This is a genomic window from Pseudorhizobium tarimense, assembly GCF_022968135.1.
Lineage (GTDB): Bacteria > Pseudomonadota > Alphaproteobacteria > Rhizobiales > Rhizobiaceae > Neorhizobium > Neorhizobium tarimense.
Genome location: NZ_JALJRA010000013.1, coordinates 68,347 through 81,091 on the forward strand (window position 1 = coordinate 68,347; position 12,745 = coordinate 81,091).

13 protein-coding genes are annotated in these 12,745 nt (G+C 62.0%); 5 read left to right on the top strand and 8 right to left on the bottom strand.

The genetic code is table 11. The annotated features are described in order from the left end of the window. Positions 1 to 4 precede the first annotated feature (4 nt). Positions 5 to 154, top strand: coding sequence for a hypothetical protein (locus MUU54_RS16430; RefSeq protein WP_247245107.1), 150 nt, complete (start codon positions 5 to 7; stop codon positions 152 to 154). Here the strand turns inward: MUU54_RS16430 and MUU54_RS16435 are convergent. From MUU54_RS16435 to ubiE, 4 genes are all read right to left on the bottom strand, one after another. Then, the gene (locus MUU54_RS16435) at positions 151 to 948 is read right to left on the bottom strand and encodes a COG3904 family protein (RefSeq protein ID WP_376742117.1); all 798 of its coding nucleotides are present in this window, start codon (positions 946 to 948) and stop codon (positions 151 to 153) included. The two genes, MUU54_RS16430 and MUU54_RS16435, sit on opposite strands and share 4 nt — an antisense overlap. Continuing rightward, positions 945 to 2,249, bottom strand: a complete 1,305-nt coding sequence (locus tag MUU54_RS16440) for a hypothetical protein (protein WP_247245108.1) — start codon at positions 2,247 to 2,249, stop codon at positions 945 to 947. Before MUU54_RS16440 ends, MUU54_RS16435 begins: the two co-directional genes overlap by 4 nt. A 99-nt stretch (positions 2,250 to 2,348) precedes the next feature. Then, positions 2,349 to 3,911, bottom strand: coding sequence for a 2-polyprenylphenol 6-hydroxylase (gene ubiB / locus MUU54_RS16445; protein WP_247245109.1), 1,563 nt, complete (start codon positions 3,909 to 3,911; stop codon positions 2,349 to 2,351). A gap of 42 nt (positions 3,912 to 3,953) precedes the next feature. Beyond that, positions 3,954 to 4,730, bottom strand: a complete 777-nt coding sequence (ubiE, locus tag MUU54_RS16450) for a bifunctional demethylmenaquinone methyltransferase/2-methoxy-6-polyprenyl-1,4-benzoquinol methylase UbiE (protein ID WP_247245110.1) — start codon at positions 4,728 to 4,730, stop codon at positions 3,954 to 3,956. 149 nt (positions 4,731 to 4,879) lie between these two features. Here ubiE and mutM point away from each other — a divergent pair, with 149 nt between their 5' ends. The 4 genes from mutM to dnaA all read left to right on the top strand — a co-directional run bounded on the left by mutM (position 4,880) and on the right by dnaA (position 9,420). Continuing rightward, positions 4,880 to 5,770 carry a bifunctional DNA-formamidopyrimidine glycosylase/DNA-(apurinic or apyrimidinic site) lyase gene (gene mutM, locus MUU54_RS16455; RefSeq protein ID WP_247245111.1) on the top strand — a complete coding sequence of 297 codons (891 nt, stop codon included), beginning with the start codon at positions 4,880 to 4,882 and terminating at the stop codon, positions 5,768 to 5,770. Positions 5,771 to 5,793: 23 nt separating this feature from the next. Then, positions 5,794 to 6,570 carry an enoyl-CoA hydratase gene (locus MUU54_RS16460; protein ID WP_312038839.1) on the top strand — a complete coding sequence of 259 codons (777 nt, stop codon included), beginning with the start codon at positions 5,794 to 5,796 and terminating at the stop codon, positions 6,568 to 6,570. 189 nt (positions 6,571 to 6,759) lie between these two features. Next, positions 6,760 to 7,026, top strand: coding sequence for a 30S ribosomal protein S20 (rpsT, locus tag MUU54_RS16465; RefSeq protein ID WP_247245112.1), 267 nt, complete (start codon positions 6,760 to 6,762; stop codon positions 7,024 to 7,026). A gap of 828 nt (positions 7,027 to 7,854) precedes the next feature. Further along, the gene (gene dnaA, locus MUU54_RS16470) at positions 7,855 to 9,420 is read left to right on the top strand and encodes a chromosomal replication initiator protein DnaA (protein ID WP_247245113.1); all 1,566 of its coding nucleotides are present in this window, start codon (positions 7,855 to 7,857) and stop codon (positions 9,418 to 9,420) included. Between the two features lie 205 nt (positions 9,421 to 9,625). Here dnaA and hemW read toward each other — a convergent pair whose 3' ends face one another. The 4 genes from hemW to rph are packed head-to-tail and all read right to left on the bottom strand — an operon-like array spanning position 9,626 to position 12,607. Next, on the bottom strand, positions 9,626 to 10,804 hold the full coding sequence (gene hemW / locus MUU54_RS16475; RefSeq protein WP_247245114.1) for a radical SAM family heme chaperone HemW: 1,179 nt from the start codon (positions 10,802 to 10,804) through the stop codon (positions 9,626 to 9,628). A 6-nt stretch (positions 10,805 to 10,810) separates the two neighbouring features. After that, positions 10,811 to 11,455, bottom strand: a complete 645-nt coding sequence (gene rdgB / locus MUU54_RS16480) for an RdgB/HAM1 family non-canonical purine NTP pyrophosphatase (protein ID WP_247245115.1) — start codon at positions 11,453 to 11,455, stop codon at positions 10,811 to 10,813. A gap of 9 nt (positions 11,456 to 11,464) precedes the next feature. Further along, complete coding sequence (locus tag MUU54_RS16485; protein ID WP_247245180.1) at positions 11,465 to 11,872, bottom strand: VOC family protein; 408 nt, start codon at positions 11,870 to 11,872, stop codon at positions 11,465 to 11,467. Between the two features lie 15 nt (positions 11,873 to 11,887). Next, positions 11,888 to 12,607: a ribonuclease PH gene (gene rph / locus MUU54_RS16490; protein ID WP_247245116.1), complete on the bottom strand. Its 720-nt coding sequence runs from the start codon at positions 12,605 to 12,607 to the stop codon at positions 11,888 to 11,890. Between the last annotated feature and the right edge of the window lie 138 nt (positions 12,608 to 12,745).

Below are 12,745 nucleotides of genomic sequence, written 5' to 3' on the forward strand. Positions count from 1 at the left end.
GACGGTGGCGTTTCTTGCTGCCTTGAAGACGCTTGTCCGGGAGCATCCTGGCGTCGCCTTGGAACTTGCCGGAGCGGGATTGAAGAAGGCTGGCACCGAGATTTTGTCCGAGATGAAGGCGCGGATCGGGTCCGGCCGTCCTGAACGGCGCTAATCCTGCTGCTTCGCCGTCGCAACCGGATCGGTGGTTAGCTTGAACTCCGCCATTTCGTCGGGCGTCAGGTAATAAAGGCGGTCCGGCGGCGTTTCCAGGGCGTTGATCCACAGCCCAGCGCCGATACCCATCTCATCGAGATGGCGGGCGATGCGGCCTGTGGTGCTCTGCGCTCCGGACATTGCCTGTTCAGGCGAGGGGCGAGCCGGACCGGCATTGAACACCTGGTGGACACCGATGACGGCGTCCTTTTCGGCTTCGCGTGTTACGCCACCGGCAAAGACGATCGGGCAGGACGAGGCGCAAAGTGCCTTCGAGGCGACTCTCGTGTTCAGCCCCTTGTCGCGGATGAGCTTTGACATCGCGAGAGCGTCATCCACGGAACCGCCGGGCGAATTCAGCGCCACCGACTTCACGTATTCGCCACGCGCTTCGATCTCTTCCGCAAATCGAGTAGCCGCGCCGACATCGATCGACCCCTCTGCACGAAGCGTGCCGCCAGAAAGCAATTCGAAGCGCATCGGCTGGCGCAGAACCTCCGGCGGACTTTCCGGCTGGACCGGAGGCGCCTGTGGCACGCCATCCGTGAGCGCCGGCGGCAGGACGGGTGCCTCGGTGTGCATGGGGTCATGGCCAGGCAGATTTGCATTGGCGAGGCTCAGTTCCCGCACATCGATGGCCACGAAGATGCCGGCGGCTGCGAGAAGGCTGAAGAACGCGTAGCGCATAAGCGCCCCGTCATCCGTTCGCAGAAATGTCTCCTTCAGGCGCAGCGCAAGCGAGGAAGGCCTCATGCGGGAGGACCCTTGCGCGGTGTCTTAGCCGCCATCTCAAGGCTGGTGATGTTGGAATCGCGCTCCCGCGTCTCGTCCTCCTCCGCATCCTGCAGGGCTTTTTCGACATCGACGCCGTTGCGGCCAAGTGCCCGCTGGACTTCTAGCGCCTCGAGCAGCTCCGCAGCGGTGATCCGCTGGGCAAAAGGCAGTCTTTCCTCCTGCCGGCGGATGGCCCCGTGGACCACGGCGAGGATGAATACGAGCACCGCAGGCAGCAGGTCGATCGAGATCGCTCCGGCCCATGCAGGAATGAAGTCAGCCGCATAGCGAAGAACGGCTTCGGCGGAGGAAAGCGGCACGAAGCGCCGGTCGGCCACCGCTTCGCGGGCAAGAATGTCGTCTGCAGCCTGTGACAGCACCTGGGACTGCGCCGCGACGGAAGCCCGGATCGTCTCCATCACCTGGTCCTGCCGGTTGGCGAGATCGGCGGCGCGGCCATCGGCAACGGGGGCGATGAAGCCGAGCGAAAGATCCTCGGCGGCGCGCTTGACGGAAGGGGCGATCGACGTCTGCTCCAGAGAGGTGATGACGCCGGACAGCGCCACGACCTCGGCCGAGAACTCGTCGCTGCGCGGAGCAATCGCGCCGGGTGCCGAAACAAGCCCGCGCATGGTTTCAAGATGCGCACGGCCTTGATCGAAGAGCGTGTTGACCCGCTCCCGCGATTCGGTGATGCCGGTCTCCAATTCGCTGAGCTGTGCCGACATCTGCGAGAGAAGCTGCACGACGCTTCCCGAGCCGGTCGTGCCCGTCAGGGCCCCGGACTCGCGCTCGTCTTCCGCCAGTCTTGCGAAGCGTTCGGAGGTGCGTTGGATGTCCGGCAGGAGGCTCTGTGCTGCAAGCGCATTCTGATGCGCCTGGTCGAGGTCTGCCGTATAATCCTCAACCGTCTCGGCAAGATGCTGCTCGAGCGCCGCCGATCCGGCGAGCGCTGCTGCGTTCAGCCAGCTCGACATGGCGATGATCATCGCGCAGCCCAGCGCGAGGACGCCAAGCATCGCACCGCGGGCCGCCGTGCCCGTCACATGCGGGTAGAACCGCGCCATGTAGGACCAGAAGGCATAAATCGCGACGGAAACGGAGGCCGAATAGATGATGGCCGCGAAGAACACGGCTGTTGCCGAACCGTCGAGCAAGCTCCGGACGCCGAGATAGGTGTAGACGCCGGAGGCCAGAGCAAGCACCGCCAGTGCAAAGCGGGTCATGGTTTCGACGGCAATGACGCCATCCTGCAAGCGATGCGATGCGCCAAGCGCCATGGAAACCCTCCAACAGGGAATGAATTCTTTAACAACCTCTGAAGAAGGGGGCAAAATGAAGGCTCGCTGGCACACGTCCCCGCGAGCCTCTGTCCTCCGCTACCCCAACGTGAAGACGAGATAGACGAGACAGAGCGCGATGATCCAGAGCGCCAACCGGCCCGAGCGGCTGTGGCGAGCCTCCGATTTCCCGATCGCTTCGGCCGTCTGCGCGTCAAACCGCAAACCGTGTTCGCTCATCTGCACCACCTCGTGGTGGAGCTTTTCCGTCTTGGCGGCAATCTCCGGAAGCGCCTCGGCCAGCTTCACCGCCGCCTTCACGCCGTCGCGCAGGTCGCTGACGACCCGCCTCGGCCCGAGATTGTCGCGGATCCAGTCGCCGACGACGGGCTCGGCCGCCTTCCACATGTTGAAGCGCGGATTGAGGATGCGCGAAACGCCTTCGACCACCACCATGGTCTTCTGCAGCATGATGAGCTCGGGCCGGGTCTCCATCTCGAAGAGGTCAGTCACCTCGAAGAGAAGAGCAAGCAGCCGGGCCATCGAGATGGTTTCCGCCGGCTGCCCATGGATCGGCTCGCCGATCGCCCGGATCGCCTGGGCGAAGCTTGCGACATCGTGATGCGATGGAACATAGCCCGCCTCGAAATGGACCTCTGCTACCCGCCGGTAATCGCGAATGATGAAGCCATAGAGAATTTCGGCCAGGAACCGCCGTTCCTTCTTCCCCAGCCGTCCGACGATGCCCATATCGACCGCAACAATGGTGCCGGCAGGATCGACGAACAGGTTGCCCGGGTGCATATCGCCGTGGAAGAAGCCATCGCGCAGCGTGTGGCGCAGGAAGGACTGTATAAGGGTTTCGGCAAGCCGGTCGAGATCGTGGCCTGCCGCCCTGAGGCCCGCCAGATCCGACATCTTAACGCCGTCGATCCACTCCATGGTGATGACGTCGCGGCCGGTTCGCTCCCAATCGACCTCCGGCACCCGGAAGCCAGGATCGTTCTTCGTGTTCTCGGCGATCTCCGAAAGGGCTGCCGCTTCCAACCTCAGGTCCATCTCGACCTTGGTGGTCTGCTCCAGCGTCCGCGTCACTTCCACCGGTCGCAGGCGGCGGCTCGAGGGTATCAACCGCTCCTGCATCCGCGCCAGCAGGTACATGCTCTCGATGTCATGCGCAAAGCGCTGGCGAACGCCGGGGCGCACGACCTTCACCGCCACCTTCTTGCCAGCCACACGCGCCGGATGGACCTGGGCGATGGAGGCAGCAGCGATCGGCTCGCCAAATTCCGCAAAGAGATCGTCGATCGGTCGGCCAAGTGACCCTTCGATCGCGATCCTCGCTGTGTCCGTTGGGAAAAACGGCATGCGATCCTGCAGCATCGAGAGGTCGAGCGCCCAATCGACGCCGACGACATCGGGACGCGTGGCGAGAAACTGTCCAATCTTGACGTAAGAAGGCCCAAGCCTGTCGACGGCGCGCGATAGCCGCGTGCTGCGCGCCTGCTTCTTTGCCCTGAAGCGCGTGAAAGGCTCGGCCATTGATTTGAGCACGCCAATGGCGGGCGGCATGTCGTGGGTCGGAAGAGCGGATACCACTCCCTCGCGCACGAGAACCCAGCCGACGCGAACGAGGCGGAAATAGGCGCCGATGGTGCTCATGAGCCGCCTCTACCTGTTACGCCGCACGCCACCCTCATCCGGTCAGAGCTTCCAGCCGGAGTGCAGGGCCGCGATGCCGCCGGTATAGCTGGTATAGGTGACGCGAGAGAACCCGGCGCTGCGGATCATGGCGGCAAAGTTGTCCTGGTTGGGAAACTTGCGGATGGATTCCACCAGATACTGATAGGGTTCGCTGTCGCCGGTGATCATCTTGCCGAACCGGGGGATCGCCTTGAACGACCACTCGTCGTAGAGGCGGTTCAGCATCGGCAGGTCGACCTCGGAGAATTCCAGGACGAGCAGCCGCCCGCCGCGCTTGAGCACCCGGTAGCCCTCCTTCAGCGCCACGTCGATGCGCGGCACGTTTCGAATGCCGAAGGCGATCGTATAGGCGTCGAAGGAATTGGCTTCGAACGGCAGCTCCTCGGCATTGGCTTCGACGAAGGTCAGGTGGTCGGAGAGACCGCGTTTTGCCGCCCGCTCGGCGCCGACGGCCAGCATAGAGCCATTGATGTCGAGAACCGTGGCATGCGCCTTGCGGCCCGAAGCCTCCAGGATGCGAAACGCGATGTCGCCCGTGCCGCCCGCGACGTCGAGGACCTTGTAGGTCTCGTCCTTGCGCGGATTGAGAGTGGCGACGAGAGCATCCTTCCAGACGCGGTGCATGCCACCGGACATCACGTCGTTCATGATGTCGTAGCGTTTGGCCACCTTGTGGAAGACATCGTTGACGAGCGGCTGCTTCTCGCCCTCGGCGACCTGACGGAAGCCATAGGAAGTTTCCATGCCGCCTTCGGCAGAGGTGCGCGCTTCACTCATAGGAACTCCTTGCTCGTCATCTGGCCGGCGACCATAGCGAAATCAACTGCGCCTCGCTATCTGTGCCGCAAGTCCAAAGGAACAGTGCGACGTTCGGCCCCGGTCTATAGACCAGGCAAGCGTGCGTTGGAACAGGAAGTTAGAAACTCGTGCCGGAATTGCCAGAGGTGGAAACGGTCAGGCGCGGGCTGGCGCCCGCCATGGAGGGCGCGACCCTAAGGGAGCTAGAGCTTCGCCGCACTGACCTGCGTTTCCCGTTCCCCGACCGCCTCGCCGAACTCGTGGCTGGCAAGCGCATCCTGTCGCTCGGGCGCCGGGCAAAGTATCTGCTGATCGACCTAGAGGACGACTGGACGATCATCGCGCATCTCGGGATGTCCGGCTCGTTTCGCGTGGAGGCGGAGCCCACAGCAGAAACGTCGGGGAGTTTCCACCACCCCCGCTCAAAGGACGAGAAGCACGACCACGTCGTCTTCCACCTGATGCCTGAGGATGGATCGCTACGGGTCATCTATAATGACCCTCGGCGTTTCGGCTTCATGCATCTCTGGAAGCGCAGCGCGCTCGACGCCTATCCAGCCTTTGTCGGCCTTGGCCCGGAGCCGACGGGCAATGCCCTTGACGCCTCCTATCTGGCATCGCGTTTTGCTGGAAAAAGCCGGCCGCTAAAGGGCACCCTGCTCGACCAGAACGTGATTGCCGGCCTCGGCAACATCTATGTCTGTGAAGCGCTCTGGCGGTCGCATCTCTCCCCACGCCGCAGTGCCGGATCGCTGGTGACGCCCGGGGGGCGGCCGAAGAGGGAGCTGGTTGCGCTCACGGATGCAATCCGCGCCGTGATCGCCGACGCCATCGCGGCAGGAGGATCCTCGCTGCGGGACCACATTCAGGCGGACGGCTCGCTCGGCTATTTCCAGCATTCCTTCTCCGTCTACGATCAAGAGGGGGAGGCTTGCCGAACGCCCGGTTGCAACAGTACCGTCGCGCGCATCGTGCAGTCCGGCCGGTCCACATTCTTCTGCGCCGGTTGCCAGAAATAGAGCCATAAACGGGGAGGTTCATCGTGAAGGAATTCGAGACGCTGCTGACGGAACAGCGAGGCGCGGTCATGCTGATCACGCTCAACCGGCCGCAGGCGCTGAATGCCCTCAACTCTACGGTCATGCGAGAACTGAGCGAAGCCCTGCGGACGTGTGACGCCGATGATGGTGTGGGCTCGATCGTGCTTGCCGGCTCCGAGAAGGCATTCGCTGCCGGCGCCGACATCAAGGAAATGCAGCCTGTCACCTTCGTCGATGCCTATCTGGGAGATTTTCTCGGCGGTTGGGAAGCGATTGCTGCCACCCGCAAACCCATCGTCGCGGCGGTTTCCGGCTATGCCCTGGGCGGCGGTTGCGAACTTGCGATGATCTGCGATTTCATCATTGCCTCGGAAACGGCCAAGTTCGGCCAGCCGGAGATCACGCTCGGCATCATCCCGGGAATGGGTGGGTCGCAGAGGCTGACGCGGGCCGTCGGCAAGGCCAAGGCTATGGACATGGTGCTGACAGGTCGGATGATGGATGCGGCGGAAGCCGAGAGGGCAGGGCTCGTTGCGCGGATCGTTCCGCCGGAGCGCCTGCTAGACGAGGCGCTGGAAGCGGCAGGCAAGATCGCCTCCTATTCACGTGCCGCCGTGATGATGGCAAAGGAAGCCGTCGGTCGTTCCGACGAACTGACGTTGGCCGAGGGCCTCCGCTACGAACGTCGGCTGTTCCACTCGCTCTTTGCCACCGAGGATCAGAAGGAGGGGATGGCTGCCTTCGTCGAGAAGCGGAAGGCGCAGTTTCGCAACCGCTGACACTGTGGAGGGTCGCGGAACGCCCAAATTGCGCGTTGACTGATCCCGCCTTTCAAGTTATATGCCGCGCCACAGTTGGGAAAGCCTGATCACGGCTTCCTCTAATGCTCCCCAATTGCTGAAGTTAAGGTCGCACACGACCGGTCGCGGCAGCGGTGGAGTTTGGTTCGAATTCGTAGAGAGGCATACATGGCCAATACAACTTCGGCGAAAAAGGCGACCCGCAAGATCGCTCGCCGTACCGCAGTCAACAAGGCTCGTCGTTCGCGCATGCGCGGCTTCCTCCGCAAGGTTGAAGAGGCGATTGCTGCCGGTGATGCTGCAGTTGCCGCTGAAGCTCTGAAGGCAGCTCAGCCGGAAATCCAGCGCGCAGCGTCCAAGGGTGTCGTTCATCGCAACACGGCGTCCCGGAAGGTCTCGCGCCTCGCCGCACGCGTGAAGGCTCTCTCCGCCTAACTGTCATATTCAAGACTTCGTGAATAAGCCTGGCGGCTCGCCGGGCTTTCTTGATTCAGCCTTTTCGCTGACGATTGTGAAGCGATGTGTCGGCTTGATGTCAAAGCTGCAACAGAAATAGCTGAGGAATTTCAGCTGTTTATGTGAGGATCGTGAAGAAGATGGACCTTCCCGGCGTCGGGGCGCCACCGAAAATTACGTCAAGCGATTTTTTATTTTTTCTGTGACTCGTGCCGTCCGGAGGCTGTCATTTTTGAATCTCATTGATTCGACAGCGATTCTCGAACAGCCGTTCTCGCCGATGCTAAACAGGCTCCAAGAGTCAACGCCCGCCAATTAATTCCGGGTAAATTTCAGCATTGATCTTGGTCTGCGATCCTGCCTAAATGCCTTCAGCAAGGGCACGGGGACGACTTCAAGAAGACCATTGCCAACCGCAACCAACGTTGCGGAGCAGGGTCTTTTTCGCCCTTGCCGCGGGACTTTGATGCCCGCTCTTCTAATAACCGACGGTTGTGCGCCGGGAGTCCATCCGACTCCTGGAACGCTACTGTCATGTCCAAATGTATGCCGGCACGCCGGCAAGCAGGAGGAACGGGGAACGCAGGCTCTCATGACGAGGATGGGGCGCCTGCAGGAAGGCAACGCCTTCGAAATAGGGCGGATGTCGACGATGCCTTTGCCTTTGGCTGGCGGGGTGGAGACGACATCAGGACGGGGCGATGACGAGGCTGCCTTATGATGAGGAAGCATAGTCGGAAAACATTGGTGTTTTGGCGGCGACGCGAGGCGCCGGCAGGACAATAGAACGTGGAAGGCGGCAACTACATGCAAACGAATACCGTATCAGTCCGTGCAGGCGATGCAGACCATGCGCGGCAGGCATTCGATTCAGTGAAGACCCAAGCGGCAGGGGATACTCCAGATATGAAGCATGAGGCTCTCTTCGAGAGATTCAGCAAGCGTTTGAAAGCGCAAGTCGGTCACGACGTTTACGCAAGCTGGTTCGGTCGGCTGAAGCTTCACTCCATTTCCAAGAGCGTCGTACGCCTCAGCGTCCCCACGACCTTCCTGAAGTCCTGGATCAACAACCGCTATCTGGACCTGATCACCTCAATCCTTCAGGCGGAGGATCCGGCAATCCTCAAGGTGGAGATTTTGGTCCGCAGCGCAGGCCGCAACACAAGGCCGGCTTCAGGAGACGAGCGTCCGCCCGTGGTGGATGCGGCCCCCGCTGCAGCGGCTACGCTTCCTTTTCCTCGTGCCACTGGTGCGCGCGAGATTGGCAAGATTGCGACGTTCCCCTCGACGAGCGCTGCGCGTGCGACGACTGCGAGCCCGCTGTTCGGCTCGCCGCTTGATAGCCGCTACACCTTCGATACCTATATAGAGGGTCCGTCGAACCGCGTAGCGCTCGCTGCTGCCAAGACGATTGCGGAAGCAGGCGCCGGTGCCGTCCGCTTCAACCCGCTCTTCATTCATTCGGGCGTCGGTCTCGGCAAGACGCACCTGCTGCAGGCGATCGCGAACTCCGCCGTGTCCAGCAGCCGCACGCCGCGGGTGGTTTATCTAACGGCGGAATACTTCATGTGGCGCTTCGCCACCGCGATCCGTGACAACGATGCGCTGACACTGAAGGACTCGCTGCGTAACATCGACCTGCTGATCATTGACGACATGCAGTTCCTGCAGGGCAAGATGATCCAGAACGAGTTCTGCCATCTGCTCAACACGCTGCTCGACAGTGCCAAGCAGGTCGTCGTCGCCGCCGACCGTGCTCCCTGGGAGCTGGAATCGCTCGATCCACGCGTTCGCTCCCGCCTGCAGGGGGGCGTCGCCATCGAGATGGAAACGCCCGACTACGAAATGCGTCTGGAGATGCTCAAGCGCCGTCTGGAGATTGCCCAGCAGGACGATCCGTCTCTCGACATTCCGGTGGAGATCCTGTCCCACGTCGCCCGCAACGTTGCCAGCAGTGGTCGCGAGCTTGAGGGCGCCTTCAACCAGCTCGTGTTCCGAAAGTCTTTCGAGCCGATGCTGAGCATCGACCGCGTGGACGAGCTTTTGGCACATCTGGTCGGAACAGGAGAGCCGAAGCGCGTTCGCATTGAAGACATCCAGCGCATCGTGGCGCGCCACTATAATGTCTCGCGCCAGGAGCTTGTCTCCAATCGCCGAACACGCGTCGTCGTAAAGCCGCGCCAGATTGCCATGTATCTTGCAAAGACGCTGACGCCACGCTCATTCCCGGAGATCGGGCGACGCTTCGGTGGGCGCGATCACACCACGGTTCTGCATGCCGTTCGCAAGATCGAAGACCTGATCTCGGGCGACACGAAGCTCAGCCACGAGATCGAGCTTCTCAAGCGGCTGATCAACGAAAACAACGCGTAAAGCAAAAAGGCCGGCGAGATGCCGGCCTTCAGCTTGATGACAAACCCCCGCCCCACCTTCTCAAGGACCAAGATTCACGGAACGTCTCTGAATCGAAAAGAGAACGGATCGGAGTCGAAGTAGCGCCAGCAAAGGCAAAGAGGACTTTGTCAGCAGTCTGAAGGCCGGCGAGATGCCGGCCTTTTTTGTGGTTTGATTTTGCTGGTCAGCAGGCGAGGTCTGCGACGACCGCATCAAGGATGAGCATGCCCTTGGGCGTGCAGCGCAGACGTGAGTTGCCCAGGCGCTCGATGAAGCCGTGTTCCAGTAAAATCTGTTCGCGCTGAGGATCGGGGTCGCGGCCGGAAAGCTGCTGCCAGCGAGCGAGATCGACACCCTCAGTCAGCCGCAGACCCATCAGCAGAAGTTCATCGGCCTGCTCGTCACGGCCAAGCTCCTCCTGGTCCACCAACCCGTGACCATGGGCTTCGACCTGCTCGAGCCAAGTCTCCGGCCGTCGCTCGGTGGCCAACGCGATCTTGTGGGGACCCCGCGTCAGGCGACCGTGCGCACCCGGACCAATGCCGGCATAATCGCCATAGCGCCAATAGGTGAGGTTATGGCGGCTCTCGGCGCCTGGTCGCGCGTGGTTGGACACCTCATAGGCCGGCATGCCATGGCGTGCGGTGATCTCCTGCGTCGCTTCATAAAGGTCTGCCGACTGGTCGCCGTCCGGGACGATCAACTTGCCGGCCTTGTGCAACCCGAAGAACGGCGTCCCTTCCTCGATCGTCAGCTGGTAGAGCGACAGGTGGTCGACAGCGTAGGAGATCGCCTGCTTCAGTTCGGCTTCCCACGCGGCCACCGTCTGGCGAGGACGGGCATAGATCAGATCAAAGCTCATGCGCGGGAAGATCCCCCGCGCCAGCCGGATCGCCTTCAATGCGTCGGCGACATCGTGCAGCCGGCCAAGGAACTTCAGATCCTCATCGTTGAGCGCCTGCACGCCGAGAGAGACGCGGTTGACGCCGGCTGCCCGGTAACCGCGAAAGCGTTCGGCCTCCACGCTGGAGGGATTGGCCTCCATAGTGATCTCGATGCCGTCGGGCACATGCCAGTGACGGGCGATCCCCTCGAGGACGGCCGCGACGGTCGCTGGCTCCATTAAGGAAGGCGTCCCACCCCCAAGGAAGATGCTGGTCACGGTTTTGGGGCCGCTCATCCGGCGCATCGTCTCCATCTCATTCAGGAAGGCGGAGGTGAACCGCGGCTGGTCCACCGGCTGGTGGCGGACATGGCTGTTGAAATCACAGTAGGGACATTTGGCCGCGCAGAAGGGCCAATGCACATAGATCCCGAAACCGGGCTCGCCGGTGTCGGGCAGAAGGGGAGCGTCGATGTTCAAAGGAGCTTAGGCCTCCAGGCAGGTTTCTACGAAGCGTTTGAACGCACGCGCGCGATGCGACAGCGCCTCCGGCTCGCCGCGGCGCCAGCCATGCTTCTCGTCCGAACTCATCTCGCCAAAGGTAAGGTCATGGCCGTACGGTTGAAAGACCGGATCGTAACCGAATCCCTTTTCTCCACGCGGCGGCCACACGACCGTGCCTTCCACCTCCCCGCGGAAGAACTCGGTGTGACCATCCGGCCAGGCAAGACAAAGCACGCTAACGAAGCGAGCAGTCCTCTGGTCGGCCCCGGTTGCTCCCTTCTCTGCCAGCGCTTTCTCTACCTTCTCCATTGCCACGGCAAAATCACGGCTGCCGTCCTCGCGTTCGGCCCAGTTGGCGGTATAGACGCCCGGGGCGCCGTCCAGCGCGTCCACCACCAGGCCGGAATCGTCCGAAAGCGCTGGGAGGCCCGATGCCTTGGCGGAAGCCAATGCCTTGATTGCAGCATTCTCCTCGAAGGTCGTCCCCGTCTCCTCCGGCTCGTCGAACTCCAGTTCGGCGGCAGACTTGGCGGAAAAGCCGAAGGGTCCGATGAGATCGGCGATCTCCCGGATCTTTCCGGCGTTATGGCTGGCGACGACAATGGTCTTGGTGTCGAGTTTGCGCATGATGTTTCCTCAGCCGATCGACCAGAGCCCTGGTTCGGCACATTCCAGACTGTTTCCCGCCGGGTCGCGGAAATAGATCGACCGGGCTCCGTTGGGCCAGGTCATGTCGCTCTCGATCGCGATCCCTGCAGACCTCAGCGCCTCTGCCATCGCATCGAGGTTGCCGCGCCAAACGCGGAAGCAGGCGTGGCCGGGGCCGGTCGCGCCGTGTGGCGGCACCTGCAGACCATCTGCCGGTGGTGGCTTCACGGTCTCCGCCGGATTGAAGATGAGAAGAATGCCAGGTCCGCACCGATAGAAGACATGCCGGTTGCCGGCGCGGCTGATCCGGTCGAGCCCGAGGACGCCGCCGTAGAAGGCTTCTGCGGCGTCGAGATCTTCCGCATAAAGCGCTGTCTCAAGAATGCCTTCAATCAGCACCAGCGGCTCCAGCTAAGCGGCGATCGCCTGCTTCTGCAGCGCAACCAGTTCTTCGGTTCCCGCCCGGGCAAGCTTCAGCAGCGTGAGGAATTCTTCCTCGCTGAAGGGCGCGCCCTCCGCCGTTCCCTGCACCTCGACAATGCCGCCGGTGCCGGTCATCACGAAATTGGCGTCCGTTTCTGCGGCGGAGTCTTCAAGATAATCGAGATCGATCACGGGCTGGTTGGCGAAGATGCCGCAGGAGATGGCGGCGACATGGTCTTTCAGCACCTTGTCGAGCTTAACCATCGAGCGCGCTTCCATCCATTTCAGGCAATCATGAAGCGCGATCCATCCGCCCGTGATCGCCGCGGTACGGGTTCCGCCGTCTGCCTGGATGACGTCGCAATCGATCGTCACCTGCTTTTCGCCGAGCGCCGTCAGGTCCACCACGGCCCGCAGTGAACGGCCGATCAGCCGCTGGATCTCCTGTGTCCGTCCGCCCTGCTTGCCGGATGCAGCCTCGCGCTTCATCCGGTCGCCGGTCGCCCGGGGCAGCATGCCATATTCGGCCGTCACCCAGCCCTTGCCGCTGTTGCGCAACCAGGCTGGCGGCTTTTCTTCAAGGCTCGCGGTGCACAGTACATGCGTATCGCCGAAACGGACCAGACAGGAGCCCTCTGCATGCTTGGCGAAGTTTCGCTCGAAGGAAACCTTGCGCATCTGGTCGGTTTTTCTGCCTGAAGGCCGCATATCGTGCTCCTGAAGAATTCGTATGGCCTTCTACGGGGCTGCCAAGTCATTTGCAAAGGAAAAGGGCCCGCTTTCGGCGTCAGCTGGTGTGCAGGAGGCAAAAAGCCGGTTGGCGAAGACGCGCCGGAATGACTATAT

Bases quoted from the DNA above. Each gene is read 5' to 3' on its own strand.
- rph (WP_247245116.1), bottom strand. From the start codon at position 12,607: ATGCGGCCTTCAGGCAGAAAAACCGACCAGATGCGCAAGGTTTCCTTC.
- rpsT (WP_247245112.1), top strand. From the start codon at position 6,760: ATGGCCAATACAACTTCGGCGAAAAAGGCGACCCGCAAGATCGCTCGC.
- rdgB (WP_247245115.1), bottom strand. From the start codon at position 11,455: ATGCGCAAACTCGACACCAAGACCATTGTCGTCGCCAGCCATAACGCC.
- ubiE (WP_247245110.1), bottom strand. From the start codon at position 4,730: ATGAGTGAAGCGCGCACCTCTGCCGAAGGCGGCATGGAAACTTCCTAT.
- MUU54_RS16435 (WP_376742117.1), bottom strand. From the start codon at position 948: ATGAGGCCTTCCTCGCTTGCGCTGCGCCTGAAGGAGACATTTCTGCGA.
- ubiB (WP_247245109.1), bottom strand. From the start codon at position 3,911: ATGAGCACCATCGGCGCCTATTTCCGCCTCGTTCGCGTCGGCTGGGTT.
- dnaA (WP_247245113.1), top strand. From the start codon at position 7,855: ATGCAAACGAATACCGTATCAGTCCGTGCAGGCGATGCAGACCATGCG.
- MUU54_RS16440 (WP_247245108.1), bottom strand. From the start codon at position 2,249: ATGGCGCTTGGCGCATCGCATCGCTTGCAGGATGGCGTCATTGCCGTC.